Raw genomic sequence first — 26,060 nt, 5'->3', positions numbered from 1 at the left:
AATGGCATCTACTCGTTATCCACAGCGTGTTCGTAATGACCTGCGTTTTCGCGAGCTGACGGTGCTCCGCGTTGAGCGCGTCAGCGCGGGTTTTCAGCGCATTGTGCTAGGCGGCGAGGCGCTGGAGGGCTTTAGCTCCCGCGGTTTCGACGACCATACCAAAGTTTTTTTCCCGGCACCCGGGACAACGTTTACGCCGCCGGTGGTCACCGATGAAGGCATCGACTGGGGTGACGGCGTGCGTCCGCAGGCGCGCGACTATACGCCGCTCTATGATGAGGCCCGTCATGAGCTGATGCTCGATTTCTTCATTCATGACGGCGGCATTGCCAGCAGCTGGGCGGTTGAGGCGAAAGCGGGAGACACGCTGACCATCGGCGGCCCGCGCGGTTCGCTGGTGGTGCCGGAGGATTACGCCTGGCAGCTGTACGTGTGCGATGAATCCGGCATGCCCGCGCTGCGCCGACGCTTAGAGAGCATTGCTCAACTGCCGGTTCGCCCGGACGTGCATGCGGTCGTGACGGTTGGGAATGAATCGTATAAGGACTATCTGGCGCACCTGAGCGCGTTCAACATCACCTGGGTGGTGGGCCACAGCGAGCAGGCAGTCGCTGACCATCTCGCGGCGCTGACCGTTCCGGGGGACGATTACTTTGTCTGGCTGACCGGGGAAGGGAAGGTGGTGAAAACGCTGAGCCGTCAGTTTGAAGCCGACGCGATTGACCAGCAACTGGTGCGTGCCAGCGCATACTGGCACGCCAAATAATCAGGCGGCGGAATCCAGCTGCGCTTCGCTCACTTGATGTTCGAGCGAGGCGCGGACCTCGTGCAGCGCTTTCTCCTGCTGAGCAAAGTACGCTTCCATATTGCTCAGCGAGGAGACCAGCAGCCAGGACTCCTCTTTCTCCAGCTCCGCCAGCTCGTTCACTAAAATGTCGATTTGCTCGCGAACCTGCGCCATTTTTTTGCGGATACGTTCCAGATCGTTCAGCCTGTCGCTGGCCATCAATGGCTCGAAGCCCTGCTGCAGGCGGGCCACCAGCGAACGAATGGCTTTCACATCGCCGCGCTGCTTCGCCTGGTTAAGCTGCACCATCATGCTGTTGGCTTCTTCTTTCAGATCGTCCGCCACCAGATCCGGGTGGCAGAGCTTGCTCGCCTGCCGCCAGAGACGCTTGAGTTCGTTCTGGTCCTCTTGTGAAAGATGCTTACCTTTGCGCAGCCGCACTTCGGCATCGTGATGCTGTTCGCGATACTTCTCGTACTCTTCGTTGGCCTCGTCGCGCGCCTGACGCGCAGGCTCCTCTTCGCGCGTTAAGCCGCTCTCCAGCTCCAGCGCTTCGGCCAGCAGGTTGGCAATCAGATTGCTTTGCTGCTCCAGATGCTTACGCGCCTCGGCGGCCTGCACGGAGTCCGCCGGGAGATCGCGCCAGCGCTGGGTCAGCGTCGCCAGCACCTCTACCGCCTGCGCCATATAGTGCTGGCAGCGACGGTAATCCTCCTCGCGACGACGCGCTTCCGCCTGCTGACGACGCAGGTTCAGCTCCGCCAGCGTTTTACGCAGGACGAGGATCTGCTGCATCAGCGGCCCCAGGCGGGAGAAATAGAGATCGTTGAACTCATCAAGCTGCTGCACCCGCGCGTTGCGGCGGTCAATCAGATCGCGCAGACGCTCTTCCAGCGCCTTCAGCTCCAGCTTGCTGGCCGCCACCTGCGGATCGCGCCACGGCGTCACGGCGCGCTGGCCCTGCAGCCAGGCGGTAATGGCCGCCATGGCCGCGGTGTAGTTCTTCTCCTCAAGCGCCACGACGATTGCCTGTAGCTCATCGTCAAACGCTTCATTTTTCAGGCGTGTCAGCTGGCTCTGGATGATGTCGTCATCTTCCAGCTCAATGGCATTTTTAATGATTTCTAGCCGTTTGATCGGTGTGCTCATGATGCCTTTCGCTTTGGCGCTTAAGTATTTGAGTTAAGGTTAGTTGTTGTAAAAGCCACAGGAAATAATACACACGGATGATGATCGGCGCGATGGGGGATTTCTTTAATGGGTTGATGGATGTTGCTCTCACTATGGGTAAACCCAATAGAGCGTCATACCACACGTTCACCAGCCCTGTTAATGTGCGTCGATTCTCTTTTTCCCCTGCCACGGGTTTTACCGTGTCCTACCCGAAAGCAAGTGCCCCATCTTTAGTGGCGAATGCAACCGGCCAGGCCTCAGCTAACCTCGCTGTAAATCCCCACCACGCGACCCACCGTCTTTATTTCGTCGATACCGCATTCAAACGGAACCTTGCCACCTGCCACGTGAAGTTTTTTTCCTGGCAGCAGCGTTAAGTCGCGGATGCTGGCGGTGCCTTCAATCTCAACCAGCCACAGGCCGTCGGTTAACGACACCTCTTTTTCGATAAAGTGCAGTTTCCCCTCCGCCCGTACGGCAATGCCGCGCGCTAGCGGTTTGCTAAAAAGAGTAGAGTCGACACTCAAAATAGTATTTTCTTCCAGCCTTCCATCACTTAGGGTGAATGTGGAAACCGAAACGGGATCGCCCGGCGCGGGGTTACCTTCAAACTGTGCACCTTGCCCGGTCATCAGCCAGCGGAGGCTGGCCCCAGTGTCCAGCGCGCACTGAACCGCAAAGTCGTAAGAGATGGTACCGCGCGCGTAGCGGTTCTGAAGCGAGCTGGCGGCGATATTAAAGTGTCGGGCCAGCTGGATTTTCTGCGTGAAACCATATACCTGACAGATTCTATCGAGCAATTCTTCATTATTCACTTGAGAATCTAGTATCAAAATATATTCCTTTGGGTGTTTACTAATACTCATTTGAGTATTAGTATCATTGCAAATTCGGGCAATCAGCGGCAGACGTTGGCAAACTGAGGCTAATGATTGCAGGCATTATCAAAATGGGAATCATGCAGCATGGCTTCCGAAATCGCAATCCTCAAACGGCGGAAAAAGCCGTGCTCTGCCCGTTTTGAACGCATTCGCGTGCATACATTTATGCGAGGGGAGATATGGCGATAGAAGCTGCCCGTGCAAGGGTTCCACTAAGCGTGGGGGCGCGTCTTAGCGGGCTTAACCACATCGCTGAACTGCGCGCCCGCTACGGGAGCGATAGCGGGAAAGAGCTGGCGCGGTTTATGGCCGACATGCGCGATAAGCGCGATCCCTTTTTTGAGGAGAACAGCAGGGCGCTGGCCGCTCTCTTTTTCCTGGCGAGATTACCCGTCGCCCGTCATGAGTGCGATATCAGCGAGCTGACCACAGAGGAGAAAAGAGCGCTAATTACCGCGATGAATCATTTTCGTGCTGTTGTGAGTTTATTTCCTGAACGGCTGACCATGCCGTTGTAACCCAACCCAAAAACGAATGGCGTCAACCCGCCGGGCACCCTGTTGCCTGAATTTAAGGAGAACGCGTAATGCGACACAGTGAAAACCGCCCTTATCCAATCGGAAGTGAAGAACTGCAACGCCTGCTGATGGAGGCAAAAACAGAGGAACGATGCGCGCGCGCCCTTGCGGTCTCCCTGCGTCTGGAAGCGCTGGCGAGCCAGATCTACAAAACCGGCATGAGCGGAGAAGACGTTGCCGAACTGCTGTGCCACGAAGCGGCTCGCTACGAGCGTGAATCCCAGGAGCTGCACTGATGGCCGATTTTATCGATCTTGCCCAGGCGCGCGAGCAGGAAGACAGAGAGCGCCACATTAATAGCGCCCGCAGACGACCCGCATCGCCTTCGCGTTTCTTCTGCGAGGAGTGTGAGGCTCCAATACCGCAGGCGCGCCGTATGGCGGTGCCCGGCGTGGCCCTGTGCGTCACCTGTCAGGAGATCGCGGAGATGAAAAATAAACACGTCCGGGGAGGGTGAGTTGGCTACGTCATTCGCTTATCCGTGGAATGCACCGCGGTCGGCCATTGCCAGCCCTTATCTTACCCATGCCCAGCAGCAGCGTCGCGATCGTTTCTTCGCGACGCTGCAGCAGGCAAGAATGGCCCTCTCACAGCAGCCTGACTGCGTGCGTTTTGAGGTCTGGCGCGCGGTTGACGCCCTCGAACAGCATCGTGGCAGCCCGCAGGCTAACGCCTTTTTGATCCGCTTCTGCAACAGGATATTGCCCCGCCTGCGGCGGGTCTCTGAACGCTATGCCTGCGCAGGTTTGCATGACGCAGTCTCCCGAGCCGTGTTTAAAGGCTATTTCGATACCCAGCTTCTGCAGTACCTTGCCTCGCGAATGGTTGAACTGGTTGCCCGCTATAACCGTCTGCCGGATATGTCCCGCGCGGATATCGACCTGCTGGCCGGCGATATTGCCAGCTTTATTCGCGGCGAGCTGGCGAATATTAACGATGCTGATATGGGCGAATACCAGACGCTCTTCATCTGGTATCAGCGCGCCGGACTGATCGCCCGGCAGTTCAACGTGTCGCCTCCGCACTGGGAGCGGGTGTCGAAGACATTTTTCAACAAAGATGATGTTGCCGCCGCGGTGATGCGGATGTTTTCCGAGGCGTGGTGGCGCGGGCGTTTACGTCGGATCGCGGCTGCCTGGCGCGAGCATTTGCAGATTGCCCTCGGCAACGTCAGTAAAAAGAGAATGGCGTATGCGAGCAAACGCTGCGTGACCGAGTGGCGCGAGCAGAAGCGCCGCACCCGTGAATTTCTCAAGGGCATGGAGCTGGAAGATGAAGAGGGCAACCGCATTAGCCTGATTGAAAAATTCGATAGCTCGGTGGCCAACCCGGCGATACGCCGCTGTGAACTGATGACCCGCATCCGCGGATTTGAAAATATCTGTGAGGCGCTGGGCTATGTGGGCGAGTTCTATACCTTAACCGCGCCCGCGCAGTATCACGCGACGCTGAAATCAGGTTACCCCAACGCGAAGTGGAACGGGGCCAGTCCGGCGGAGACGCAAGGCTACCTCACCCGGCTGTGGGCGCGCATCCGCGCAAAGCTCCACCGTGATGGGATCCGTATTTTCGGTATCCGCGTTGCGGAACCCCATCATGACGGTACGCCCCACTGGCACATGCTGATGTTTATGCTGCCGGGAGATGTCGAATGCGTTCGCCGGATTATCGGGGACTACGCGCGGCAGGAGGATGCCGTTGAGCTGCAGAGCGAAAGCGCCAGACAGGCGCGCTTTCACGCGGACGCGATCGATCCGCAGAAAGGCAGTGCTACCGGCTATATTGCCAAATACATCTCAAAGAATATCGACGGCTATGCGCTCGATGACGAGGCCGATAACGAAAGCGGCGGGCTGCTGAAGGAGACGGCGTCCGCCGTGTCGGCTTGGGCAGGGCGCTGGCACATTCGCCAGTTTCAGTTTATCGGCGGCGCGCCGGTAACGGTCTACCGCGAGCTGCGACGTATGGCGGATCCCGAGGCCGCGAGCGGTCTGAGCGTTGAGTTTGCTGCCGTCCATGAGGCTGCCGACGCCGGTGACTGGGCGGGATATGTTACTGCACAGGGCGGCCCGTTTGTGCGTCGCGATGATTTACAGGTGCGCACGCTGTATGAGCCGCGCGCCGGATTTAACCAGTACGGCGAGGAAACGGTCCGCATCCGCGGTGTATACGATTCTGCCGTTGGCGCGGGCAGCCCAATTATAACCCGACTCACGCAGTGGAAAATTGTGCCGAAGCGGGCCGCGGATCTTAAGGACACGCCTGTATCCTCTCGGAGTTCTGTCAATAACTGTACGCAGACCGACCTTTCTCAACCCCTCAGCAGGCGTGCGAGGCGGGCGTTGACCGAACGCATCAAATTCATCCGCCCTGGCGCGTCGTCGCCCATCGTCTTCGCGAGCGACCCGCAGAACGGGGTTCCGGAGAAGGTGATCGATGAGATACGGCTCGCCACCGGAATCGCCATCAGCCGCGGAGAGGCCCTGCACCTTATGGCTGGCGGCGTTAGCCGCTTTAACAACAAATGGTGCAGAGGCGCAGCTGACGGATCGCTCTTTCCGGCAGCGGGTTCTTATCAGCACAAGGCGCGGAAAATCCTTGAACGTATTGGGTATTTAACGGATCTCTTCGCTCAGAGAGCCCGCTAATCTCCATCCATATCATGTACATACCGTGAAGGATTCTGATTTTTCGCTTCACTCTTTTTATGAATACGTGGTACTGTATGTTTATACAGTATCTCGTGGTGGAGGTTGTGTGGACAGAGAGTTGAACGAGCAGGTCATGATTGAACGTGTCGAGATGATTGCGCGACTGACGACAGAAGGAACATGTCAGGAAAGAGATCGTGAGATTGCCCTGAATTTGATTGCTGAGATTGCGCGGGGAAATTTAATCAAGAACAACGCATTTACCGTTGTTTTCTCAGCATCGCCTGTTCCGGAACGAATCAAAAAAGAGGGCAACGTTCGTGTGAACATTACGCTCGATAAAGATCAGCAGATTGGCCATGCCGTCGTTGAAGCCTTTCAGTGCGAACTGACCCGCAGAATACGATCCCTGTTTCCGTCATCGCGGGTGAGCGTGAAAATAGGATCGGTGACGGGGGTCGAGCTCCAGGGGCTTGAAGGAGAGGCCGATCGCGAAATGCTGGATAATATTCTCCGGGAAGTCTGGGAAGACGAGAGCTGGCGCTAGCCCAGCGTCATAACCCGAACGTACACCCTCATTCAGATTTTGCGCTTTCGTCGACCCACGCTTCGCTGCTTATGGACGGTCTGTTGTGTCCGCGATTGTCCATCCGTCAGCGATAGCGAAAAGGCCGCCGGCCCGGGAAACTCTACAGTACCTGGAAACCGGATGTTGGGAGCGTCTGATGAAGATCTATGCAATGCAGGGGGACACGCTTGATGCCGTTTGCGCCCGCTATTACGGGCGCACGGCTGGCGTCGTAGAAGCCGTTCTGAAGGCCAATCCTGGCCTCGCGGAGTCAGGCGTTATTTTGCCTCACGGCACGCCAGTAGAGATGCCGGAGGTGAATAGCGCCCCCACCAAAGAATCCGTAAACCTATGGGATTGAGCCTGGAGAAAATCACCACGGTTATCGCCTACTGGCTGGCCGTGGCGCTGGCCTGGTTCGGGGCGATGTCTCCTGAAAAGGTTGCGCTGTACGTGGGGAGCCTTTGCGCCATTTTTACCGCGCTGACGAATTACTGGTTTAAGCGCAAAACCTGGCGCTACCTCCAGTCTCTGGGCCTCGATAAGAAGAGCATTCGTGAACTCAATCATTAAGCGTTGCAGCGTCGCCGGCGTGCTGGCCCTGGCGGTGCTGATGCCTGACTTTCGATTACTGAAAACCTCCCCGGAGGGGCTGGCGCTGATTGCCGATCTCGAAGGATGTCGCCTCTCGCCCTACCGGTGCAGCGCTGGCGTATGGACGTCAGGCATTGGCCACACGGCAAACGTCGTGCCGACGCGGGATATTACCGAGCGTGAGGCCGCGGTAAATCTGGTCGCTGATGTGCTCAACGTTGAGCGTCGTCTGGCGGCGTGCGCGCCGGTGGAGATGCCGCCGCAGGTCTACGACGCGCTGGTGAGTTTTTCCTTTAACGTCGGCACAGGCGCCGCCTGCCGTTCGACTCTGGTCTCCTTTATCAAACGTAAACAGTGGTCACAGGCGTGCGGGCAGCTTACCCGCTGGATATACGTCAACGGCGTCAAAAATACCGGGCTGGAAAATCGTCGTGTCCGCGAGAAGGCCTGGTGCATGAAGGGGCTGCCATGAGAGTCCTCATGCTGATGCTGGCCGGACTGCTGGCCATCACGCTGTGGCTTCGTCATGACAACCAGACCCTGTCCCGTTCTCTAGCCACGGCCAACCGGGTCGCCAGCGAGCAAAAAACGGCCCTCGCCACGCTTAACCAGCAGCTGTCCCTGTCGCAACGGATGGCCAGAGCAAATGAAAACGCCCAGGTCAGGCTCCGTGAGGAGCTTGTTACTGCGGGCGAGGAGAGGGCAAGACGGGAAGCGACTATCGGGAGATTACTCAATGAAAATGAAGCGTTACGCCGCTGGTATACCGCTCAGCTGCCTGATGCTGTCCGCAGGTTGCACACCCGCACCGCCTGCGCCTCCGCAGCCCAATGTTTACAACGCCTGCCCGAAGGTGAGCCGCTGCCCGATGCCGGGAAGCGAACCCGCCACTAACGGCGATCTCAGCGCCGATATTCGCAGGCTTGAGTACGCCCTTATCGCCTGCGCGCTGCAGGTTGAAACCATAAAAGACTGTCAGGATAAACTCGATGCACAAACTCAAGAGCCTGCGTCAGGCATTAATTGACGCGATCCCCCAGCTGAATGCCAACCCTGAACGCCTGCAGATGTCGGTCGGCAGCGGCAATATAGACGCCCGCCAGGCCTCCTCGCTCTCCTTTGAAAAGCGGTATGCGCTAAACGCGAAGGTCAGCGGTTTCACCGGCGACAGCGAGGGATTTTTTGTCCCGGTACTGGCCTGGCTGCGGGAAAACCAGCCGGACATTTTTACCCTCGATGACGGACGCAAAAACGGATACACCTTCACGATCGTCTTAAACGATGACGATACGATGGATATCACCATCAGCGTGCAATTAGCCGAGCGCATTCTTGTTTCCCAGGATCAGGGCGCTCTGCACGCGACGTATTCCCCGGAGCCGCCGCTGCCGGAGCCCGTCACGCGTCCGAAGACGTTGTACATCAACGGTGAGCTGGTCAGCCAGTGGGAGGACTAAGCTCCCCACGCTGAAGGCCGCCAGCCGCCTGCTGTCTGGACCGCTTGTTGTATCATCCCGCAGAAAACCCCGTCTCGTTGCTGCCGTTCGTCCTGAACGGCATTCTCTTCTCATGAATACATTAACTTCCATGAACGGTATCGCTCGCGCGATCCGCAACCTGATTCGTATCGGTGTTGTGACCGACGTTGACCTCAACAGAGGGCTTTGTCGTGTCCAGACCGGCGGGATGAAAACCACTTGGCTGAACTGGCTAACCTGTCGTGCGGGGCGTTCGCGCGTGTGGTGGGCCCCTTCCGAGGGAGAGCAGGTGCTGCTGCTGGCCATCGGCGGTGAGCTTGATACCGCCTTTGTGTTGCCCGGCATTTTCTCGGACGACCATCCGGCACCGTCCGGGTCACCTGATGCTTTCCACGTCTCGTTTCCGGACGGCGCGGTGATCGAGTACGAACCCGGGCGCGGGGCGCTGACGGTTGCAGGCATTAAAACGGCCGACATTACCGCCTCTGAATCGCTGACCGCCACCGTGCCGGAGGTACGGGTGACGTCAACGTCCCGCATCACGCTGGATACGCCTGAAGTGGTGTGTACCAACAAGTTAATTACCACCTCGCTGGAAGTGCAGAAGGGCGGTGTGATGGCCGGAAATATTGAACATTCCGGCGGTAAATTCACCTCCAACGGGGTGCAGGTGGACAACCACGCGCACGGCAGTGTGCAAAGCGGCGGAAGCTGGACTAAGGGGACACAATGACGGTGCGTTACAGGGGAATGAACAGGCAGACCGGGCTTAGCATTTCAGAGGCTGAACACATTCGGCAAAGCCTTCGCGACATCCTGGTCACGCCGATTGGTTCGCGGGTCATGCGGCGGGATTACGGCTCGCTGCTGGCGGCGATGATTGACAGGCCGCAGAGCCCGGCGCTGCGCCTGCAGATCATGGCCGCATGCTATTCCGCCATCCAGAAATGGGAGCCGCGGATAAGCCTGACGGCCATCACTTTCGAGCGTTCGGAGAACGACGGGACGTTGTATGTCGATATCACCGGCACGCGCCCGACCTCCGGACAATCCTTTTCTATCACCATTTCACTGAGTTAAACGCTATGGCTATTGTTGATCTGAGCCAGCTCGCCGCGCCTGATGTCGTGGAGGAGGTGGATTATGAAGCGCTGTTGGCAGAACGAAAGGCCAGCTTTGTCTCCCTCTATCCGGAAGAGGAGCGAGAGGCGATTGCACGGACGCTGACGCTGGAATCCGAGCCGATTGTGAAGCTGCTGCAGGAGAACGCCTACCGGGAAGTTATCTGGCGCCAGCGCGTAAACGAGGCTGCACGGGCGGTCATGTTGGCCTATGCGGCAGGCCACGACCTGGACCAGATCGGGGCAAACGCGAACCTTGCGCGTCTTACGATTACCCCTGCCGACGACACCACGTTACCGCCCACTCCGGCTGTGATGGAGTCCGATACCGACTTTCGTCTGCGCATCCAGCAAGCGCCGGAAGGGCTGAGCGTGGCCGGTTCGACGGGCGCGTATCAGTTCCATGGCCGCAGTGCAGATGGTCGGGTGGCTGACATTTCCGTCATTAGCCCACAGCCCGCAAACGTCACGGTTTCCGTGCTCTCCCGGGAGAATAACGGCGTAGCGTCTGAGGAACTGCTCGCCGTTGTTCGCAATGCGCTGAACGATGAGGACGTCAGGCCCGTCGCCGACCGCGTGACCGTCCAGTCGGCCAACATTGTCGACTACAGCATTGAAGCATCGCTTTTCCTTTTTCCCGGCCCCGAAAGTGAACCGGTACTCAATGCGGCAAGAGCCCGATTACAGACCTACATCACGGCTCAGCATCGGCTGGGACGCGATATCCGCAAGTCAGCCATTTACGCTGCCCTTCACGTGGAAGGGGTGCAGCGGGTGGAACTGACCGCACCCGCGGCTGACATCGTGCTTGATGAAACTCAGGCCTCCTGGTGCAGCCACTACAGCGTAACCGTGGGGGGAAACGATGAGTAATGCCCGCCTTTTACCGGTCGGCTCATCGGCGCTTGAGGTCGCCGCGGCGCGCGCCTGTGCGGACATCGAAAATACGCCGGTTCCGCTGCGCCATCTCTGGAATGCGGACACCTGTCCGGCGAATTTGCTGCCCTGGCTGGCGTGGGCGTTTTCGGTTGACCGCTGGGATGAGAACTGGCCGGAGGCCACCAAACGGGAGGTGATCCGCGCCGCGTGGTTTATTCATGCCCACAAGGGAACGATAGGCGCCGTACGTCGCGTGGTGGAGCCGCTTGGCTATCTGATTAACGTTACCGAGTGGTGGCAAACCAACGATCCGCCCGGCACCTTCCGCCTTGATATCGGCGTATTGGACACGGGCATCACCGAGGAAATGTATTACGAAATGGAGAGGCTTATTGCTGATGCAAAGCCTGCCAGCCGCCACCTTATTGGCCTGAATATCATCCAGGACATTCCGGGTTATCTCTATACCGGTGCCCTGAGCTATGACGGCGACATCATCACGGTTTATCCCGGATAAGTGAGAGCACAATGACAGTGAAATATAAAACGGTTATCACCAAAGCCGGTGCCGAAAAACTGGCTGCCGCGACCGTCCCGAACGGCAAGAAAGTCAATTTTACGGCGATGGCCGTGGGTGACGGTGGCGGCACATTGCCGGTTCCTGATGCCGGGCAGACGAAGCTGGTTAATGAAGTCTGGCGCCATGGGCTGAATAAAATTAGCCAGGACAATAAAAAGCTTAACTATGTAATCGCGGAGCTTCTCATTCCTCCCGAAGCGGGTGGTTTCTGGATGCGTGAGATGGGGCTTTACGATGATACCGGTACGCTGATTGCAGTCGGCAACATGGCGGAAAGTTACAAACCATTGCTGGAGGAGGGATCGGGCCGTGCACAGACCGTGAGAATGGTGATCATGGTCAGTGATATCGCCTCGGTCGAGCTCTCGATAGATACGTCTACGGTAATGGCGACCCAGGAGTATGTTGATGAGAAGCTTGAGGAGCATGAGCAGTCTCGTCGCCATCCCGATGCCACGCTAACGGCTAAAGGATTTACGCAGCTCAGTAGTGCGACTGATAGTGTGTCTGAAGCGCTGGCCGCAACGCCGAAAGCGGTTAAGGCTGCCTACGACCTTGCCCGTGGTAAGTATACGGCTCAGGATGCGACTACCGGACAAAAGGGGATTGTTCAGCTTAGCAGTGCGACCGATAGTGCTTCAGAGACGCTTGCGGCCACACCAAAGTCTGTGAAGACTGTCAGTGATGATCTCATAAAACTGAAAAACAGTCTGGGTACTGCTGCTGGTAAAAATGCCCAAGAAAGTCGTGACGACATCACGCCCGGGCGCGTGGTTGTTAACGGTGGTGCGCTTGCTATACGGTCTGTTGCTGCTGAAGCGAGCAGAGAGATTAAAGACGCAAGCGGTCTTCCTGCTAATTCCGTAAGTTTCTGTTATGCCAGTGCTGCCTATTCACCTGGCTATGAGGCGACAATTCTTGATGTGGGAGGACTGGGTGGTAACTATCGGGTGCAATATGCTGCGTCTTATAGTGATGGTGGTAAACAACTAAAATTCCGTACCTTAAATGGAGATAACGGATACTGGGGGAGCTGGACGAAAGTTCTCACAAACTACGGGGGAAGCGTTGATTATCTCGATGGTGCAAAGTATTACGCCACTAAGCCGGAATACTGGCAGGGAGGTGGGGCATTTGCACATCAATATACGAATGGCTCAGCACCGTTTTTTGTTGGTGGATACACTACCGCTAAAGATAATTCGGTATACCTTCCGATCGTGAAAGGAACGTCTGTAACGAGTGGTCATGGATATGGCGCTTCTGTTAGTTTTGGCATATTACGATCGGGTAAAAATGATTTTGGTTCCGCAGTCGTTCATATCATTGGGGATTCTGGCAGTGGTGCCCTGTATTCTTTTGATGCAAACGGAACATTCAATGCACCCCAACGGCTTTATAGCGGTGACTCAATTTTTGCTGCTGGGCAAATTAACAGCGGAGGCAATATCGTTGCGGGTCAAGGGGTGTTTGAATCCGGCGGGCAGGTAAGGGTTTATTCTTCGAACAACCCACCACCGAACCAGTCAGGGTCGACCACCACCGGAAACAGCTCCGCCTATTACCGTCACGGCAACGGTCAGGTGTTCATGCAGTGTATTGGCGGGGTTGCTTCCAACTCCAATTCCAACCCGGATGTCACTGTTTATCTTCCGGCTGCTTTTCCTAACGGAATCCTCGCAATAGGTGGCTCTTTCAGCGGAACAGGGGGAAATGACAAAGATTCTTACTGGACAGCTAACCCTTTAAGTGCAAGTGCTTTCTCTCTTCACTCGCGAAATATGAGCGGCTATTTCTCTTTTGTGGTAACAGGATATTAGTTATGCATAGTCAGTTATTCAGCAATAAAACGCGCGGCTTTTATCCGATTAAAAGTTTGCGCTATTACAAGTCTGTTAACGCTCTGCCGGATGACCTTGTCCGGGTCAGTGATTCAGAGCATGAAAAATTTGTCGGCGCCGCTCCCGTTAACTGCGCCCCCAGTTACAACGTCGAGAGCAAACAGATGGAGTGGGTCACTGTAGCCGCACCGGTCAGGACACCAGAAGAAATCCTCGCAGCTAATCGCAGAGAGCTATTGAGCAGGCAACGCGAGGCGGCGGTAAGCGCTTTTCCGCTGCAGTCTGCAGTTGATTTGGGGATGGCTACCGAGGAAGAAAAAACACAACTGGAAGAACTGAAAAAATACGTTGTTGAACTGACGGGGGTTGACCTCAGTGTACCAGACTGGCCTAAAACTCCTGAGTGGATATCTGTTTAAACTGTCTTATTATAAAGAAAAGGCCCGCATCACGCGGGCTATTTCTTATTTATAGGGGCATTACTCATATTTTTCTGTTTTATTACCGATAAAAAATTTTAGCCAGTAATAACCAAAAATTCATCATGTAGTCAGACCGCCAGCTAACCAGAGTAAAATCGTTATTACCATCGTTAATGGCGCAACGATATCGATAATATTCACTCATTAATAATGGTAATCGACGATCAATTACTTATAATTGATCGCTCAAAACGCTCAGTCACCTTTCCCGCGCGGGTCAACCACTCACTCTATGTTGTGCTGCCCTACCTCCAACGGCATTACGTTTCATACCTCCTTCGCCCAAGAGAAAATAGCCTCACCACTAAACGAAGGAGTTAACCGGATGGGCGACTATCACCACGGCGTGGAAGTTATCGAAATCAACGATGGCACCCGCACCATTTCCACCGTCTCGACGGCAATCATCGGTATGGTCTGTACGGCCAGCGATGCTGACGACAAGACATTTCCTTTAAACGAGCCCGTGCTCATTACCAACGTGCAAACTGCGATTGCGAAAGCCGGCAAGGCGGGGACGCTGTCCGCTTCTCTGCAGGCGATTGCTGACCAGTGTAAACCGGTTGTCGTTGTTGTTCGCGTGGCTGAAGGCACCGCTGAAACCCCGGAAGAGGCGCGCAAACAGACCGTTTCCAACATCATCGGTACCACCGATGAAAACGGTAAATATACCGGCCTGAAGGCGCTTCTCACGGCGAAAACGGTAACCGGCGTTAAGCCACGTATTCTCGGCGTGCCGGGGCTGGATTCTCAGGAAGTGGCAACCGCGCTGGCCGCGATGTGCCAGAGCCTGCGCGCGTTCGGCTATGTCAGCGCATGGGAATGTAAAACCATTTCTGAGGCGATCGACTACCGCAAAAACTTCAGCCAGCGCGAGCTGATGGTTATCCACCCTGATTTTCTGGCATGGGATACCGCCACGAACGCAACGACGACGGCCTGGGCAACCGCTCGCGCGCTTGGCCTGCGCGCCAAAATCGACCAGACCATCGGCTGGCATAAAACCCTGTCAAACGTTGGCGTCAACGGCGTCACGGGCGTAAGCGCTTCTGTCTCCTGGGATCTGCAGGAACAGGCTACCGATGCGAACCTGCTTAACCAGGCGGGCGTCACCACGCTGATTCGCAACGACGGCTTCAAATTCTGGGGTAACCGTACCTGCTCAGACGACCCGTTATTCGTCTTTGAAAACTACACCCGTACCGCGCAGGTGCTGGCCGATACCATGGCGGAAGCGCACGCGTGGGCGATGGATAAACCCATCACCCCAACGCTTATCCGCGACATCGTTTCCGGTATTAATGCCAAGTTCCGCGAGCTGAAAACCAACGGCTATATCGTCGACGGCTCCTGCTGGTATGACCCTGAGTCGAACGACGCAACCACCCTGAAAGCGGGGAAACTGTATATCGATTACGACTACACCCCTGTCCCGCCGCTGGAAAATCTGACCCTGCGCCAGCGCATCACCGATACCTATCTGGCAGACCTGTCAGATTCGGTTAATAGCTAAGGAGCTGAAGCATGGCGTTACCACGCAAACTTAAATACCTGAATATGTTCAACGATGGCCTGAGCTATATGGGCGTTGTTGAGTCTGTGACCCTACCGAAGCTTACCCGCAAGCTGGAGAAGTATCGTGGCGGCGGTATGCCGGGCTCGGTCTCTGTCGATCTCGGTCTGGACGATGATGCCCTGGCGCTGGAGTGGACCGTTGGCGGTCTGCCGGACGCCGCGCTGTGGGCGCAGTACGCCTCTCCGGGCGCGGACAGCGTGCCGCTGCGCTTTACCGGCTCTTTCCAGCGTGATGATACCGGCGAAATCTCCGCCGTCGAAATCGTCATGCGCGGCCGTCATAAAGAGTTTGATGGCGGCGAGAACAAGCAGGGCGAAAGCGGCACCACCAAGATGTCCACCGAGTGCGCCTACTACCAGCTGACCATTGATGGCAAAGAGATCATCGAGATCGACATCATCAACATGGTGCTGAAAGTCGACGGTGTCGATCGTCTGGCTGAACACCGTAAGGCCATCGGCCTGTAACCCTTTAACCGGCCGGGATAGCCGGCCGGTAAGCTAACTTTCAGAAGAGTAATGAAATGGAAAATAGCAACGAGAACGCCATGAACAACAGCTCATACATCGTCACGCTTGATAGCCCCGTTCAGCGCGGCGAGCAAAAAATTGAACAGGTGACGGTCTCCAAACCGAATGCCGGGACTCTGCGTGGGATCTCGCTGGCCTCGCTGGCGCAATCCGACGTTGATGCGCTGATCAAGGTGCTGCCGCGAATGACCTCGCCGGCTCTGACCGAGCATGAAGTTGCGCGTCTGGATGCCTGCGATCTGCTCTCTTTTGCCGGTAAGGTGATCGGTTTTTTGTCACCGGCTTCGGCTCGCTGAGATTTCCCGAAAACCTGTCGGTCGACGATCTGATGGCGGATATCGCGGTGATTTTTCACTGGCCGCCGTCAGAACTGTACTCCCTTAGCGTGACCGAACTCCTCTTATGGCGCGAAAAAGCGCTGCAGCGAAGCGGAAACCACCATGAGTAATAATGTCAGTCTTCAGGAGCTGCTTAAGGCAGTTGATCGTGCAAGCCGACCGCTTAACGCTCTTCAGAACGCCAGCCTGACTCTCGCGAGCGATATCCGCGATGCGCAGGCGGCGCTGGGGGCGCTCGACGAGCAGGCGGGGCGCATTAACGGCTTCAGAAAAGCAAATGCCCAGCTCGCCACGACGGAGCAGTCGCTTGCTCAGGTGAAACAGCAGGCGGCGGCGCTGGCGTTGCAGTTTAAAAACACACAAAACCCTACTCAGGCACAGGCTGATGCGCTGTCCGCAGCCCGAAAATCGGCAGCCAACCTCAAGCTTGAGTACAACAGCTTACGTTACTCGGTACAGCGTCAGCGGACTGAGCTCGCTCAGGCGGGAATCAACACGCGAACGCTTTCGTCGGATGAGCGTCGTTTAAAAAGTCAGATCGGCGAAAAAACGCAGCAGCTTAACCGACAGCGGGATGCGCTGGCCCGCGTCAATCAGCAGCAGGCGCAGCTGAGTACCGTTCAGAATCGCTACGAGTCAGGCAAACGCGTTGCCGCGCGGGTGCATCAGCTGGCTAATGCGGGCGTGGGCATGGCCAAAGCGGGCTTTGATCAGACGTCCCGGTTTATGGCGCCTGGCATCAGTTTTGAAAAACAGATGTCGACTATTCAGGCAAGCCTTGGTCTGGAGAAGGGTGACGCCCGGCTTGAGGCCATTCGCCAGCAGGCGCGGGAGGTCAGTGCCAGGACCGGAGTACCCGCAGATACGGTCGTCCGTGCACAAACCGAACTGGCTCGTTCAGGCTACGACGCCGATGGGGTTATCGCTGCCACAGTACCCACGGTTAACCTCAGCCTGGCGGGGAATGTCGACGCGGCTAAAGCGGCCGATATTCTTAGCAGCACGCAGGCCGCCTATAACCTGGCCGATACGGATGCGGGACGCATCGCAGATTTACTTACCCGCGGGTTTACCTCTTCGAACACCAGTCTCGTTGAGATGGCGGCGGCCATCACCTCCGCTGCGCCCGCTGCGGATGCGACAGGTATGGGTCTTGAAGAGACAATCGCGCAGCTTGGCGTTCTGACGGAAAAGGGAATGAACGGTGCCGCCGCCGGGGACGCGCTCAGCGCGATGCTGCGACAGTCCCAGGCTCCGGATGCACTGCGTTCAGCCGCGGGTAACGGCGCGCTTGATAAAAAACGCCAGCAGTTGCAGGGGGCAACGGGCAGTGCCGCGCTCGTGGCTTCCGTGCAGACCGACAATCTTGACGGCGATATCAGCAAATTCCAGGCCGCGTGGAGCGGGCTTAAGATTGACGTATTTGATAAAGCAGATGGCGCTTTGCGCAACCTGATAACAACCGCAACCGGCTGGCTTGGCACGGCCTCCCTGTGGGTGAATGCCAACCCTGAGCTGACGCAGACCCTCGCCAGTATTGTTGTCGGCGCGCAGGCATTTGCTGGGGTACTGGGTGGCGTAGGCACGGTTATTGGCCCGGTTCTGACGGGCATCAATATGGTTATTACCGCGGCCGGGATGTTAGGAACGGTATTCAGCGTGGTGGGCGGTGCCGTCATGACGGTGCTTGGCGCCCTTAGCTGGCCGGTGATAGCCCTTGGCGCGGCGATTGCCGCCGGTGCTTTGCTGATTTTCAAATACTGGGAGCCCATCAGCGCCTTCTTTGGCGGGGTGATTGAGGGATTGTCTGCGGTCTTCGCACCGCTGGGCGAGCTGTTCTCTCCGCTCTTACAGGCGTTTGGTTTTATCTCAGAAAAACTGGGCGGGATCTGGCAGTGGTTCACTGATCTGATTGCGCCGATTAAGGCGACGCAGGAAACCCTCGACAGCTGTAAAAATGTCGGTGTGGCGTTCGGTCAGGCACTGGGGATGCGCTAATGGCACCGCTTAATCTCTTTAACAGCCTGAGTGGTAAGGCCAGCTGGCTGCTGGTAAAACTCGGACTGATCAAAAACGAGTCGGATCATCTCGACGCCGCGGCGGCAAAAGCAGACGCGGCATCTTCTCCTGCGGGCAGTGCGTCCATTCCGGTGGCGGGGATCTCTGGCGGCGGTCAGGGGTATCAGCCCACCCTCGTGCCGGGAGGACGCTCTTACGTCGATCAGAGTAAAAGCGAATATCACATCACGCTGCAGGGGAGCGCGGCCTCCGCAACGGATCTGACTCGTCAAATCCGGGAGGAAATCGAGAACAGTGAGCGTGATAAAGCGAGACAGCGGCAAGCCAGCTTTATGTACGGTTGAGGAGAGAGAACATGTTAATGGTGCTGGGTCTGTTTGTCTTTGAACGACGAACCTTACCCTATCAGACAATGCAGTTTACAAAGGACTACCGCTGGGCGTCCAACGACCGGATCGGGAAACCTAAAGCCTGGCAGTACCTTGGCGAAGGCGAGACATCTTTTACCCTCTCCGGACTGCTTTACCCGGAGCTCACGGGAGGGCGACTTTCCCTCAAGGCGGTTGAGCTGATGGCGAATGAGGGGAGGGCATGGCCGTTGATAGACGGAACCGGCATCATTCACGGCATGTTTATCATTGAGAAAGTCACGCATACGCATTCGGATTTTTACAGTGACGGTACTGCCCGAAAAATTAATTTTACGCTGGAACTGAAACGCGTGGACGAATCGCTGGTGACGATGTTTGGCGATCTGAGAACCCAGGCCGAAGAGCTGGTGACGAGCGCACGTAATAGCATTGGAGGGCTGGTGGGATGATCACCGAAATGAATATCCGGGCGGGTGGGAAAATCGCCCCTGATTTTATGCTTAAGCTTGACGATCGCGATGTCACACAGAATTTCAGCCACCGTCTTATCAGCCTGAGCATGATCGACAAACGTGGGCTGGAAGCCGATCAGCTGGATATTCAACTGGATGATTCCGACGGGCTGCTAGACTTGCCAGCCCGGGGGGCAAGGCTCTCCTTATGGCTGGGATGGGAGGGAACCCCACTCCAGCCGAAAGGGAGCTTTACGATCGATACGATTGAGTTTCGGGGCGCACCGGATACGCTGACGATTCGGGGATGCAGCGCGGATTTTCGTGGAAAGCTAAACGTGCGGCGCGAACAGTCATGGCATGACACGACGATCGGCGCGATAGTCAACACTATTGCTCAGCGTAACCAGTTAACTGCCAGCGTTGCGGCAGGTCTTTCATCGATTGCCATTTCTCATATCGATCAGTCTCAGGAGACCGACGCTGCGTTTCTCTCTCGACTGGCCGAACGTAATGGCGCCTTTGTTTCAATCAAAGCCGGGAAGGTTATTTTTATGAAGGCGGGCCATGCCGTGACGGCCAGCGGTACGCCGATTCCCTTAATGATGATTGAGCGTGGGGATGGTGATAAGCACCTTTTTTCCGTCGCTGACCGTGAAAATTATTCCGGCGTGACGGCCAAATGGTTGCAAACGCGCGACCCAAAACAACAAAATCCTCAATTGAGTATTTCGCGTCAGTCAGGGGGACAGCCGACAGAAGCACTGCAGCACCCGGATGCCGTCGCACCGGTAGCGGAAACAGGAGGCAAGGAGCAGAAGCCGCAAGAGAGGCTGGTGGGATCGGCGGAAAACGTATTTGAGCTCACCACGGTCTATGCCTCTGAAGAGCAGGCACTCAGGGCCGCAGAGGCGAAGTGGCGCGCGCTTCAGCGGGGTACCGTGAATTTTTCTATCCAGCTGGCGCTGGGGCGAGCCAATCTGTACCCCGAAACGCCGGTATTAGTAAACGGTTTTAAACGCGTTATTGACGAGCAGGCGTGGATTATCAGCGAGGTGGTTCACACCCTCAACAGGAGTGGATTTACCACGCAGCTTAAGCTTGAACTGAATGCCACTGACGAAAAATTCTCTGTCGATAGTGAGTAATTCATTTGCCTTTGAGTTTTTTTTGGGTATTATTGATTCACAAAATGTGAATAAAACGGAGAGGTACATGTTTCATTGTCCTAAGTGCAAGCATTCAGCGCATGCGCGTACCAGTCGCTATTTAAGTGAAAATACCAAAGAGCGCTATCACCAGTGCACCAATGTGGACTGCAGCTGTACGTTCGTGACGATGGAGTCCGTAGAGCGTCTGATTGCGACCCCTGGTGCCTCTGACCATGCCCGAACGGCTTCTCTGAGCCAGGGTTAGCGGGTTCAAAAAAATCAATAAAAAAGCCACTCAATCGAGTGGCTTAATCATATGATTCTACAGCTTAAACTTGGTATCCCCTGCTGGACTAGAACCCGCGACCTGGCGATTCTGAGCTCAATTTTAAAGATTTATAAAACAATAAGTTAGTTTGTTTTTTTATGGGTTTTTGCATCGAATAATGTCAAATATGAAAGCATAGTGAATAGGTTTGCTGCCAACGATGCCTATAAAAAATGATAATCGCCATTCAATAGGTAAAGGGCTAAACCAATCATAAAGGAGCCGAACAGCGAAAACACAGTGTTATACCAGTAGAAGTAGATAGGTGTTTCGGAGCGGTAGATGTAGTAGTTTTCATATGTGCCTTTATACCAACCGACGAAGACCCCACTTCTAAGAGCTTTTGCTGAATGAAAAATCATCCACAATCCGCAAAGAAGTACACAGATCAATACTAATAATGTATCCCATTCCATATATTGTCTTCTAAAAACAATGCTTTATAAAATTGTTGGTGGGTTGGGCAATGTCGCTTCGTTCAGGTTGTCAGGTGCAAAGTAAGCGTAGCGCATCGTTACCTTAATATCAGTGTGTCCAGGAATGCGCTGGAGTACAAGGATGTTGCCCCCGCGCATCATAACCACTGCATCCGAAGGGGTTGCATCAACAACTTTCGTACTGGCCCGCTGCTGGCGGGTTTTTTTATGGAACTCCTGCTGCCATTTCGCTGCCAACGGGATTTAAATAAACAAAAAGGCCACTCGCGAGAGTGGCCTAACTGTATGTACTGCTTGAATTTGGTGGCCCCTGCTGGACTTGAACCAGCGACCAAGCGATTATGAGTCGCCTGCTCTAACCACTGAGCTAAGGGGCCGTGGCGGTGAATTATAAAGTAACTCCCCGTAGCAATCCAGCCATTCACACCTGCCTGCTGTTTTTATAAACAACGCATTATCAATCCTTTATACTTCCATAACGATGTATCAGCGGGAGTAAAGATGATCAACGACATTCTGGCCCCTGGCCTGCGGGTGGTGTTCTGCGGAATCAACCCGGGCAAGTCCTCGGCGCACACCGGCTTTCACTTCGCCCATCCGGGCAATCGCTTCTGGAAGGTGATCTACCAGGCCGGGTTTACCGACAGGTTACTCAAGCCCGAAGAGGAGCAGCATCTGCTGGACACGCGCTGCGGAATTACCATGCTGGTCGAGCGGCCGACTGTACAGGCAAGCGAGGTCAACCTGCATGAACTGCGCAGCGGCGGCCGGGAGCTGGTGAAGAAGATTGAAGACTACCAGCCGGCCGCACTGGCGATCCTCGGCAAGCAGGCCTACGAGCAGGCATTCAGCCAGCGCGGGGCTAAGTGGGGTAAGCAGAGCATCATGATTGGCGTTACGCAGGTGTGGGTGTTGCCGAACCCGAGCGGGCTCAACAGGGCGACGCTGGACAAGCTGGTAGAGGCGTATCGGGAGCTGGATGAGGCGCTGATGGTACGGGGGCTTTAGGGCTTCTACGGCCTGATGCCCTCACCCTGACCCTTTCCCACAGGTCGAGGCAATAAAAAAAGCTCCCCGAGGGGAGCTTTTTCACTGTCAGAACAGATTAGTCGTCCAGGAAGCTACGCAGCACTTCAGAGCGGCTTGGGTGACGCAGCTTACGCAGCGCCTTCGCTTCGATCTGACGGATACGTTCGCGGGTAACGTCGAACTGTTTACCCACTTCTTCCAGCGTGTGGTCGGTGTTCATATCGATACCGAAACGCATACGCAGCACTTTCGCTTCACGGGCGGTCAGGCCAGCCAGAACGTCGTGCGTTGCGGCACGCAGGCTCTCGGTGGTGGCAGAGTCAAGCGGCAGCTCGAGGGTGGTATCCTCGATGAAATCACCCAGATGCGAATCTTCATCATCACCAATTGGTGTTTCCATGGAGATTGGCTCTTTGGCGATCTTCAGCACTTTACGGATCTTGTCTTCCGGCATCAACATGCGCTCGGCCAGCTCTTCCGGCGTCGGCTCGCGACCCATCTCCTGCAGCATCTGGCGGGAAATACGGTTGAGCTTGTTGATGGTCTCAATCATATGCACCGGAATACGGATGGTGCGCGCCTGATCCGCGATAGAGCGGGTGATAGCCTGACGGATCCACCAGGTTGCGTAGGTGGAGAACTTGTAACCACGACGGTATTCAAACTTGTCTACCGCTTTCATCAGACCGATGTTGCCTTCCTGAATCAGATCCAGGAACTGCAGACCGCGGTTGGTGTATTTCTTGGCGATAGAGATAACCAGACGCAAGTTCGCTTCAACCATCTCTTTCTTCGCACGGCGGGCTTTCGCTTCACCGATGGACATGCGACGGTTGATATCTTTAACCTGCTCGATGGTCAGGCCGGTCTCTTCTTCAATCTGCTGCAGCTTCTGCAGGCCGCGATACACGTCTTCTTTCACGTCGTGCAGTTTTTCAGACCACGGCTTGTTCATCGCGATAGCCGCGTTGAACCAGGTTTCGCTGGTTTCGTTGCCGGTGAAGAGGGTGATGAAGTTCTTCTTCGGCATTTTGCACTGCTCAACGCACAGCTTCATGATGATGCGTTCCTGGGTACGTACGCGATCCATCATCACGCGCATGCTGTTCACCAGGTAGTCGAACTGTTTTGGCACCAGGCGGAACTGTTTGAACACTTCAGACAGTTTCAGGATCTCTTCCTGAGCGGCTGCGTGGCTGCGGCCTTTCGCTTTGATGGTGTCACGCGTCACTTCGTACTGAGTACGCAGCTCGGCAAACTTCTCGCGCGCCAGTTCCGGGTCGATGCTGTTGTCATCATCGGCGCTGTCGTCGTCGCTCTCTTCCTCATCTTCGTCTTCGTCATCATCCATCTCTTCCTGAGACAGTTCAGAACCGACGTGAGTGGCGGTAGGCGCCATATCTTCTTCAGCGTTCGGGTCGACAAAACCGGTGATCAGGTCAGACAGGCGCGCTTCTTCCGCTTCAACGCGATCGTACTGCTCCAGCAGATAGGTGATCGCTTCCGGGTACTCGGCAACAGAGCACTGAACCTGGTTGATCCCATCTTCGATGCGTTTTGCGATGTCAATTTCGCCTTCGCGGGTCAACAGTTCAACGGTACCCATTTCGCGCATGTACATGCGGACCGGGTCAGTGGTACGCCCGATTTCAGATTCCACGCTGGACAGTACCTGTGCAGCAGCTTCTTCCGCATCTTCGTCAGTGTTGTTGGAGGTTTCAGCCAGCAACAGATCATCGGCATCCGGTGCTTCTTCCATCACCTGAATGCCCATGTCATTGATCATTTGGATGATGTCTTCGATTTGATCTGAATCGACGATATCTTCCGGCAGATGGTCATTGACCTCGGCATAGGTCAGATAGCCTTGCTCCTTACCACGTTGGACAAGAAGTTTCAGCTGTGACTGCGGGTTTTGCTCCATAAGACGGTATCCACACTTAATTCGTTTGATTGGTGTCGGCGATGGGGCTGCCAACCTTTAAAGCGAGGGCGTACTTATATTTTTGCCGCTGCCTCTCAGTGCGGCTGCCGGGGGCTTCCCGATCGATATTCGGCACTTAAGCCGTTAAATTTCTTTATTTCTTCGCCAGTTCCTGGTTAATCATCCAGAGCTCCCGGCGTTCTTCGCTGCTCAAACCGTGTGTGCGCTCGCGAGCTATCAACTCTTCCTGGCGCAGCTCAAGCATCGAATCAAACATATGGTTGAGTGAGTCGGTGAACGTTTTTTCTGCAATGTCCTTATCTGCTATATCGTCCCACATCGACAATTTTTCAAGGGTTGCGGCCTCTTTTGTGCCGCGATAATGCTCTAAAAGTTGTCCGGTGGTCAGACCTGGCTGAGACAAACAGGTGTTGACCAGTTCTGAAAATAAGGCAAGCCCGGGCAATTTTTCGTGGTTCAAACCCGCCAGCGACGGCACCTGTGGCGCCAGCTCGGGGTTTTGTACCAGTAACCCTATCAGTATACGCATGGTTGTGCGTTTTAGCTGAGGCGCGGGGCGAACCGCACCGTTTTCAGCCTGTTTAGGCATTAAACGTTCAAGCTGGCTGTCATCCAGAATGCCGAGCTTGTTGCCTAGCTCCTGACGCAGGTAGATGCGCAGCGTTTCGCCGGGCACCTGACTGATTAACGGCAGCGCCAGCGTGCTGAGCTGCGCGCGCCCGTCAGGGGTACTCAAATCAACCTGCGGCATCAGGCTGTTAAACAAAAACGTGGAGAGCGGCTGTGCCTGCTCCATCCGCGCTTCAAACGCCGCTTTGCCCTCTTTACGCACCAGCGTATCCGGGTCTTCACCGTCGGGCAGGAACATAAAGCGCAACTGACGCCCGTCGGTCATATAGGGTAGCGCGGTTTCCAGCGCGCGCCAGGCGGCGTCGCGTCCGGCGCGGTCTCCGTCGTAACAACAAATCACGTTGTTGGTCACGCGGAACAGCAGCTGGATGTGATCCGCCGTCGTGGACGTTCCTAACGACGCAACCGCGTAGTTAATGTCGTACTGCGCCAGCGCAACGACGTCCATATAGCCTTCGACGACCAGAAGACGCGGAGGTTCCGCGTTATCCTGCTGCGCCTCATAAAGGCCGTAAAGCTGGCGGCCCTTATGGAAAATATCGGTTTCCGGGGAGTTGAGGTACTTCGGCAGGGCATCACCCAGCACGCGACCACCAAAACCAATTACCCGGCCTCGCTTGTCGCGGATTGGGAACATTACCCGTTCGCGGAAGCGGTCGTAGCTTCGTCCCTGGTCGTTGGTGACCAGCATGCCTGCATCGATGAGAGACTTACGATCTTCGCTATTGCCGCCAAAACGCTTTAACACGTTGTCCCAGCCGGGCGGGGCGTAGCCAATAGCGAAACGCGCAATGACCTCGTCGCTCAGTCCGCGCTTGTTCAGATACTGACGCGCAGGTTCAGCCGCAGAGTGCTTAAGAGACTGTTGGTAAAACGAATTCAGGCCATCCATCAGTTGATACAGCGTTTGCCGTTGATGACGCTCGATCTGACTTGGCCCACTGCCAGCTTCATACGGCACTTCAAGGTTATGCATTGCCGCCAGCTCTTCGACGGTTTCAACGAACTCGAGCTTGTCGTAGTTCATTAAAAAATCGACGGCATTACCGTGAGCACCACAGCCGAAGCAATGGTAAAACTGCTTTTCACCGTTTACGGTGAAGGAGGGGGTTTTTTCGTTATGGAACGGACAGCACGCATGGTAATTCTTGCCCTGCTTCTTCAGCTTTACCCGCGCGTCGATGAGATCGACGATGTCGGTTCTGGCGAGCAGGTCATTGATGAAAACGCGTGGGATTCTTCCGGCCATATGCCCCAAAATTTAAGCGACTTATAAACGAAAACAAGCCGCGCATTCCTTCCGGAAGCACGGCCTTACGACTACTACTCTGTCTGTCAATTGAGGGCTGAGGCCCTCAACCAATTAGTACAGACGAGTACGGCGTGCGTTTTCGCGAGCCAGTTTCTTCGCGTGACGTTTCACAGCGGAAGCTTTAGCGCGCTTACGTTCGGTCGTTGGTTTTTCATAAAACTCACGACGACGAACTTCAGCCAGAACACCTGCTTTCTCGCATGAACGTTTGAAGCGACGCAGTGCTACGTCGAACGGCTCGTTTTCACGTACTTTAATTACCGGCATGTAACTCTCACCTTTAATAAATTCGGTTTGCCGCTGGCATCAACGCCAGCTTATTTCAAAAT

At 55.6% G+C, this 26,060-nt stretch carries 32 protein-coding genes, 1 tRNA gene and 2 pseudogenes; 27 read left to right on the top strand and 8 right to left on the bottom strand.

Going from position 1 to position 26,060, the window contains the following annotated elements; all coding sequences use genetic code 11:
* The first annotated feature begins 1 nt into the window (after position 1).
* Entirely contained in the window at positions 2-766 is a 765-nt protein-coding gene (locus BFV67_RS18970; protein WP_069598804.1) for a siderophore-interacting protein, read from the top strand.
* On the opposite strand, the gene BFV67_RS18965 is transcribed toward BFV67_RS18970, so the two are convergent.
* Positions 767-1,936, bottom strand: coding sequence for a coiled-coil domain-containing protein (locus BFV67_RS18965; RefSeq protein WP_069598803.1), 1,170 nt, complete (start codon positions 1,934-1,936; stop codon positions 767-769).
* A 281-nt stretch (positions 1,937-2,217) separates the two neighbouring features.
* Positions 2,218-2,826 carry a phage repressor protein CI gene (locus BFV67_RS18960; protein WP_370527779.1) on the bottom strand — a complete coding sequence of 203 codons (609 nt, stop codon included), beginning with the start codon at positions 2,824-2,826 and terminating at the stop codon, positions 2,218-2,220.
* A gap of 194 nt (positions 2,827-3,020) precedes the next feature.
* On the opposite strand from BFV67_RS18960, the gene BFV67_RS18955 reads away from it, so the two are divergent.
* From BFV67_RS18955 to BFV67_RS18840, 25 genes and pseudogenes are all read left to right on the top strand, one after another.
* Positions 3,021-3,359, top strand: coding sequence for a DUF5347 domain-containing protein (locus tag BFV67_RS18955; RefSeq protein ID WP_023616298.1), 339 nt, complete (start codon positions 3,021-3,023; stop codon positions 3,357-3,359).
* Between the two features lie 68 nt (positions 3,360-3,427).
* Positions 3,428-3,655, top strand: coding sequence for a DUF2732 family protein (locus tag BFV67_RS18950; protein WP_023616297.1), 228 nt, complete (start codon positions 3,428-3,430; stop codon positions 3,653-3,655).
* Positions 3,655-3,876 (top strand): TraR/DksA family transcriptional regulator, encoded by a 222-nt coding sequence (locus BFV67_RS18945; RefSeq protein ID WP_048028939.1) that lies wholly within the window; start codon positions 3,655-3,657, stop codon positions 3,874-3,876. Before BFV67_RS18950 ends, BFV67_RS18945 begins: the two co-directional genes overlap by 1 nt.
* A 1-nt stretch (position 3,877) precedes the next feature.
* The gene (locus BFV67_RS18940) at positions 3,878-6,067 is read left to right on the top strand and encodes a replication endonuclease (RefSeq protein WP_069598801.1); all 2,190 of its coding nucleotides are present in this window, start codon (positions 3,878-3,880) and stop codon (positions 6,065-6,067) included.
* 109 nt (positions 6,068-6,176) lie between these two features.
* Positions 6,177-6,617 carry a DinI-like family protein gene (locus BFV67_RS23905; RefSeq protein ID WP_024906437.1) on the top strand — a complete coding sequence of 147 codons (441 nt, stop codon included), beginning with the start codon at positions 6,177-6,179 and terminating at the stop codon, positions 6,615-6,617.
* A 178-nt stretch (positions 6,618-6,795) separates the two neighbouring features.
* Positions 6,796-6,999: a tail protein X gene (locus BFV67_RS18930; RefSeq protein ID WP_024906438.1), complete on the top strand. Its 204-nt coding sequence runs from the start codon at positions 6,796-6,798 to the stop codon at positions 6,997-6,999.
* Positions 6,990-7,211: a phage holin family protein gene (locus tag BFV67_RS18925; protein ID WP_023309247.1), complete on the top strand. Its 222-nt coding sequence runs from the start codon at positions 6,990-6,992 to the stop codon at positions 7,209-7,211. Before BFV67_RS18930 ends, BFV67_RS18925 begins: the two co-directional genes overlap by 10 nt.
* Entirely contained in the window at positions 7,195-7,704 is a 510-nt protein-coding gene (locus BFV67_RS18920) for a lysozyme (protein WP_069598800.1), read from the top strand. The genes BFV67_RS18925 and BFV67_RS18920 overlap by 17 nt, the downstream gene beginning before the upstream one ends.
* Positions 7,701-8,126 carry an Rz-like lysis system protein LysB gene (gene lysB, locus BFV67_RS18915; RefSeq protein ID WP_069598799.1) on the top strand — a complete coding sequence of 142 codons (426 nt, stop codon included), beginning with the start codon at positions 7,701-7,703 and terminating at the stop codon, positions 8,124-8,126. The genes BFV67_RS18920 and lysB overlap by 4 nt, the downstream gene beginning before the upstream one ends.
* Positions 8,014-8,259, top strand: coding sequence for an Rz1-like lysis system protein LysC (gene lysC, locus BFV67_RS24680; protein WP_235610609.1), 246 nt, complete (start codon positions 8,014-8,016; stop codon positions 8,257-8,259). The genes lysB and lysC overlap by 113 nt, the downstream gene beginning before the upstream one ends.
* Positions 8,222-8,689 carry a phage tail protein gene (locus BFV67_RS18910; RefSeq protein WP_069598798.1) on the top strand — a complete coding sequence of 156 codons (468 nt, stop codon included), beginning with the start codon at positions 8,222-8,224 and terminating at the stop codon, positions 8,687-8,689. The genes lysC and BFV67_RS18910 overlap by 38 nt, the downstream gene beginning before the upstream one ends.
* Positions 8,690-8,801: 112 nt before the next feature.
* Positions 8,802-9,443: a phage baseplate assembly protein V gene (locus BFV67_RS18905; protein WP_069598797.1), complete on the top strand. Its 642-nt coding sequence runs from the start codon at positions 8,802-8,804 to the stop codon at positions 9,441-9,443.
* The gene (locus BFV67_RS18900; protein WP_069598796.1) at positions 9,440-9,790 is read left to right on the top strand and encodes a GPW/gp25 family protein; all 351 of its coding nucleotides are present in this window, start codon (positions 9,440-9,442) and stop codon (positions 9,788-9,790) included. Before BFV67_RS18905 ends, BFV67_RS18900 begins: the two co-directional genes overlap by 4 nt.
* Before the next feature lie 5 nt (positions 9,791-9,795).
* Complete coding sequence (locus tag BFV67_RS18895) at positions 9,796-10,704, top strand: baseplate assembly protein (RefSeq protein ID WP_069598795.1); 909 nt, start codon at positions 9,796-9,798, stop codon at positions 10,702-10,704.
* Complete coding sequence (locus BFV67_RS18890) at positions 10,697-11,227, top strand: phage tail protein I (RefSeq protein WP_023616181.1); 531 nt, start codon at positions 10,697-10,699, stop codon at positions 11,225-11,227. The genes BFV67_RS18895 and BFV67_RS18890 overlap by 8 nt, the downstream gene beginning before the upstream one ends.
* An 11-nt stretch (positions 11,228-11,238) precedes the next feature.
* Positions 11,239-13,110 (top strand): phage tail protein, encoded by a 1,872-nt coding sequence (locus BFV67_RS18885; RefSeq protein ID WP_069598794.1) that lies wholly within the window; start codon positions 11,239-11,241, stop codon positions 13,108-13,110.
* A gap of 2 nt (positions 13,111-13,112) precedes the next feature.
* Complete coding sequence (locus BFV67_RS18880) at positions 13,113-13,550, top strand: tail fiber assembly protein (protein WP_023616180.1); 438 nt, start codon at positions 13,113-13,115, stop codon at positions 13,548-13,550.
* 388 nt (positions 13,551-13,938) lie between these two features.
* Entirely contained in the window at positions 13,939-15,126 is a 1,188-nt protein-coding gene (locus BFV67_RS18875; protein WP_069598793.1) for a phage tail sheath protein, read from the top strand.
* Positions 15,127-15,137: 11 nt separating this feature from the next.
* Positions 15,138-15,656 carry a phage major tail tube protein gene (locus tag BFV67_RS18870; RefSeq protein WP_045910027.1) on the top strand — a complete coding sequence of 173 codons (519 nt, stop codon included), beginning with the start codon at positions 15,138-15,140 and terminating at the stop codon, positions 15,654-15,656.
* 56 nt (positions 15,657-15,712) lie between these two features.
* A complete protein-coding gene (locus tag BFV67_RS18865) occupies positions 15,713-16,015 on the top strand; it encodes a phage tail assembly protein (protein ID WP_045910026.1) in 303 nt (100 codons plus the stop codon).
* Positions 16,016-16,047: 32 nt separating this feature from the next.
* Positions 16,048-16,167 carry a GpE family phage tail protein gene (locus tag BFV67_RS18860; RefSeq protein WP_023616176.1) on the top strand — a complete coding sequence of 40 codons (120 nt, stop codon included), beginning with the start codon at positions 16,048-16,050 and terminating at the stop codon, positions 16,165-16,167.
* Positions 16,160-18,420: pseudogene (locus BFV67_RS18855) on the top strand (phage tail tape measure protein). Before BFV67_RS18860 ends, BFV67_RS18855 begins: the two are co-directional and overlap by 8 nt.
* Before the next feature lie 11 nt (positions 18,421-18,431).
* On the top strand, positions 18,432-18,896 hold the full coding sequence (locus BFV67_RS18850; protein WP_045910024.1) for a phage tail protein: 465 nt from the start codon (positions 18,432-18,434) through the stop codon (positions 18,894-18,896).
* Positions 18,893-20,047, top strand: a complete 1,155-nt coding sequence (locus BFV67_RS18845; protein ID WP_069598792.1) for a phage late control D family protein — start codon at positions 18,893-18,895, stop codon at positions 20,045-20,047. The genes BFV67_RS18850 and BFV67_RS18845 overlap by 4 nt, the downstream gene beginning before the upstream one ends.
* A 67-nt stretch (positions 20,048-20,114) precedes the next feature.
* Positions 20,115-20,315 (top strand): ogr/Delta-like zinc finger family protein, encoded by a 201-nt coding sequence (locus BFV67_RS18840; RefSeq protein WP_069598791.1) that lies wholly within the window; start codon positions 20,115-20,117, stop codon positions 20,313-20,315.
* Between the two features lie 227 nt (positions 20,316-20,542).
* On the opposite strand, the gene BFV67_RS24925 is transcribed toward BFV67_RS18840, so the two are convergent.
* The 3 genes and pseudogenes from BFV67_RS24925 to BFV67_RS18835 all read right to left on the bottom strand — a co-directional run bounded on the left by BFV67_RS24925 (position 20,543) and on the right by BFV67_RS18835 (position 21,192).
* Positions 20,543-20,794 carry a DUF2542 family protein gene (locus tag BFV67_RS24925; protein WP_110915166.1) on the bottom strand — a complete coding sequence of 84 codons (252 nt, stop codon included), beginning with the start codon at positions 20,792-20,794 and terminating at the stop codon, positions 20,543-20,545.
* A gap of 24 nt (positions 20,795-20,818) precedes the next feature.
* A pseudogene (locus tag BFV67_RS24675) lies at positions 20,819-20,956 on the bottom strand (site-specific integrase); the annotation flags it as partial.
* A gap of 160 nt (positions 20,957-21,116) precedes the next feature.
* Positions 21,117-21,192 (bottom strand) — tRNA-Ile (locus tag BFV67_RS18835).
* Between the two features lie 124 nt (positions 21,193-21,316).
* Between BFV67_RS18835 and mug the strand changes: the two genes are divergently transcribed.
* Positions 21,317-21,823: a G/U mismatch-specific DNA glycosylase gene (gene mug / locus BFV67_RS18830; RefSeq protein WP_008503183.1), complete on the top strand. Its 507-nt coding sequence runs from the start codon at positions 21,317-21,319 to the stop codon at positions 21,821-21,823.
* A gap of 97 nt (positions 21,824-21,920) precedes the next feature.
* Here mug and rpoD read toward each other — a convergent pair whose 3' ends face one another.
* From rpoD to rpsU, 3 genes are all read right to left on the bottom strand, one after another.
* Entirely contained in the window at positions 21,921-23,768 is a 1,848-nt protein-coding gene (rpoD, locus tag BFV67_RS18825; protein WP_008503184.1) for an RNA polymerase sigma factor RpoD, read from the bottom strand.
* Positions 23,769-23,922: 154 nt separating this feature from the next.
* Positions 23,923-25,668, bottom strand: coding sequence for a DNA primase (gene dnaG / locus BFV67_RS18820; RefSeq protein WP_069598790.1), 1,746 nt, complete (start codon positions 25,666-25,668; stop codon positions 23,923-23,925).
* A gap of 114 nt (positions 25,669-25,782) precedes the next feature.
* Positions 25,783-25,998, bottom strand: coding sequence for a 30S ribosomal protein S21 (rpsU, locus tag BFV67_RS18815; protein ID WP_001144069.1), 216 nt, complete (start codon positions 25,996-25,998; stop codon positions 25,783-25,785).
* Between the last annotated feature and the right edge of the window lie 62 nt (positions 25,999-26,060).

Source organism: Enterobacter roggenkampii, assembly GCF_001729805.1.
GTDB lineage: Bacteria > Pseudomonadota > Gammaproteobacteria > Enterobacterales > Enterobacteriaceae > Enterobacter > Enterobacter roggenkampii.
This window is presented reverse-complemented; position numbering and strand designations above follow the sequence as displayed.

Coding starts and splice junctions, on each gene's coding strand:
- rpsU (WP_001144069.1), bottom strand. CDS start 25,998: ATGCCGGTAATTAAAGTACGTGAAAACGAGCCGTTCGACGTAGCACTG.
- BFV67_RS18850 (WP_045910024.1), top strand. CDS start 18,432: ATGTTAATGGTGCTGGGTCTGTTTGTCTTTGAACGACGAACCTTACCC.
- lysC (WP_235610609.1), top strand. CDS start 8,014: ATGCTGTCCGCAGGTTGCACACCCGCACCGCCTGCGCCTCCGCAGCCC.
- dnaG (WP_069598790.1), bottom strand. CDS start 25,668: ATGGCCGGAAGAATCCCACGCGTTTTCATCAATGACCTGCTCGCCAGA.
- BFV67_RS18885 (WP_069598794.1), top strand. CDS start 11,239: ATGACAGTGAAATATAAAACGGTTATCACCAAAGCCGGTGCCGAAAAA.
- BFV67_RS18925 (WP_023309247.1), top strand. CDS start 6,990: ATGGGATTGAGCCTGGAGAAAATCACCACGGTTATCGCCTACTGGCTG.
- BFV67_RS18930 (WP_024906438.1), top strand. CDS start 6,796: ATGAAGATCTATGCAATGCAGGGGGACACGCTTGATGCCGTTTGCGCC.
- lysB (WP_069598799.1), top strand. CDS start 7,701: ATGAGAGTCCTCATGCTGATGCTGGCCGGACTGCTGGCCATCACGCTG.
- BFV67_RS18875 (WP_069598793.1), top strand. CDS start 13,939: ATGGGCGACTATCACCACGGCGTGGAAGTTATCGAAATCAACGATGGC.
- BFV67_RS18895 (WP_069598795.1), top strand. CDS start 9,796: ATGGCTATTGTTGATCTGAGCCAGCTCGCCGCGCCTGATGTCGTGGAG.
- mug (WP_008503183.1), top strand. CDS start 21,317: ATGATCAACGACATTCTGGCCCCTGGCCTGCGGGTGGTGTTCTGCGGA.
- BFV67_RS18965 (WP_069598803.1), bottom strand. CDS start 1,936: ATGAGCACACCGATCAAACGGCTAGAAATCATTAAAAATGCCATTGAG.
- BFV67_RS18840 (WP_069598791.1), top strand. CDS start 20,115: ATGTTTCATTGTCCTAAGTGCAAGCATTCAGCGCATGCGCGTACCAGT.
- BFV67_RS18900 (WP_069598796.1), top strand. CDS start 9,440: ATGACGGTGCGTTACAGGGGAATGAACAGGCAGACCGGGCTTAGCATT.
- BFV67_RS18890 (WP_023616181.1), top strand. CDS start 10,697: ATGAGTAATGCCCGCCTTTTACCGGTCGGCTCATCGGCGCTTGAGGTC.
- BFV67_RS18860 (WP_023616176.1), top strand. CDS start 16,048: ATGGCGGATATCGCGGTGATTTTTCACTGGCCGCCGTCAGAACTGTAC.
- BFV67_RS18960 (WP_370527779.1), bottom strand. CDS start 2,826: ATGAGTATTAGTAAACACCCAAAGGAATATATTTTGATACTAGATTCT.
- BFV67_RS18870 (WP_045910027.1), top strand. CDS start 15,138: ATGGCGTTACCACGCAAACTTAAATACCTGAATATGTTCAACGATGGC.
- rpoD (WP_008503184.1), bottom strand. CDS start 23,768: ATGGAGCAAAACCCGCAGTCACAGCTGAAACTTCTTGTCCAACGTGGT.
- BFV67_RS18865 (WP_045910026.1), top strand. CDS start 15,713: ATGGAAAATAGCAACGAGAACGCCATGAACAACAGCTCATACATCGTC.
- BFV67_RS18955 (WP_023616298.1), top strand. CDS start 3,021: ATGGCGATAGAAGCTGCCCGTGCAAGGGTTCCACTAAGCGTGGGGGCG.
- BFV67_RS18950 (WP_023616297.1), top strand. CDS start 3,428: ATGCGACACAGTGAAAACCGCCCTTATCCAATCGGAAGTGAAGAACTG.
- BFV67_RS18845 (WP_069598792.1), top strand. CDS start 18,893: ATGATCACCGAAATGAATATCCGGGCGGGTGGGAAAATCGCCCCTGAT.
- BFV67_RS18970 (WP_069598804.1), top strand. CDS start 2: ATGGCATCTACTCGTTATCCACAGCGTGTTCGTAATGACCTGCGTTTT.
- BFV67_RS18880 (WP_023616180.1), top strand. CDS start 13,113: ATGCATAGTCAGTTATTCAGCAATAAAACGCGCGGCTTTTATCCGATT.
- BFV67_RS24925 (WP_110915166.1), bottom strand. CDS start 20,794: ATGGAATGGGATACATTATTAGTATTGATCTGTGTACTTCTTTGCGGA.
- BFV67_RS18910 (WP_069598798.1), top strand. CDS start 8,222: ATGCACAAACTCAAGAGCCTGCGTCAGGCATTAATTGACGCGATCCCC.
- BFV67_RS18905 (WP_069598797.1), top strand. CDS start 8,802: ATGAATACATTAACTTCCATGAACGGTATCGCTCGCGCGATCCGCAAC.
- BFV67_RS18945 (WP_048028939.1), top strand. CDS start 3,655: ATGGCCGATTTTATCGATCTTGCCCAGGCGCGCGAGCAGGAAGACAGA.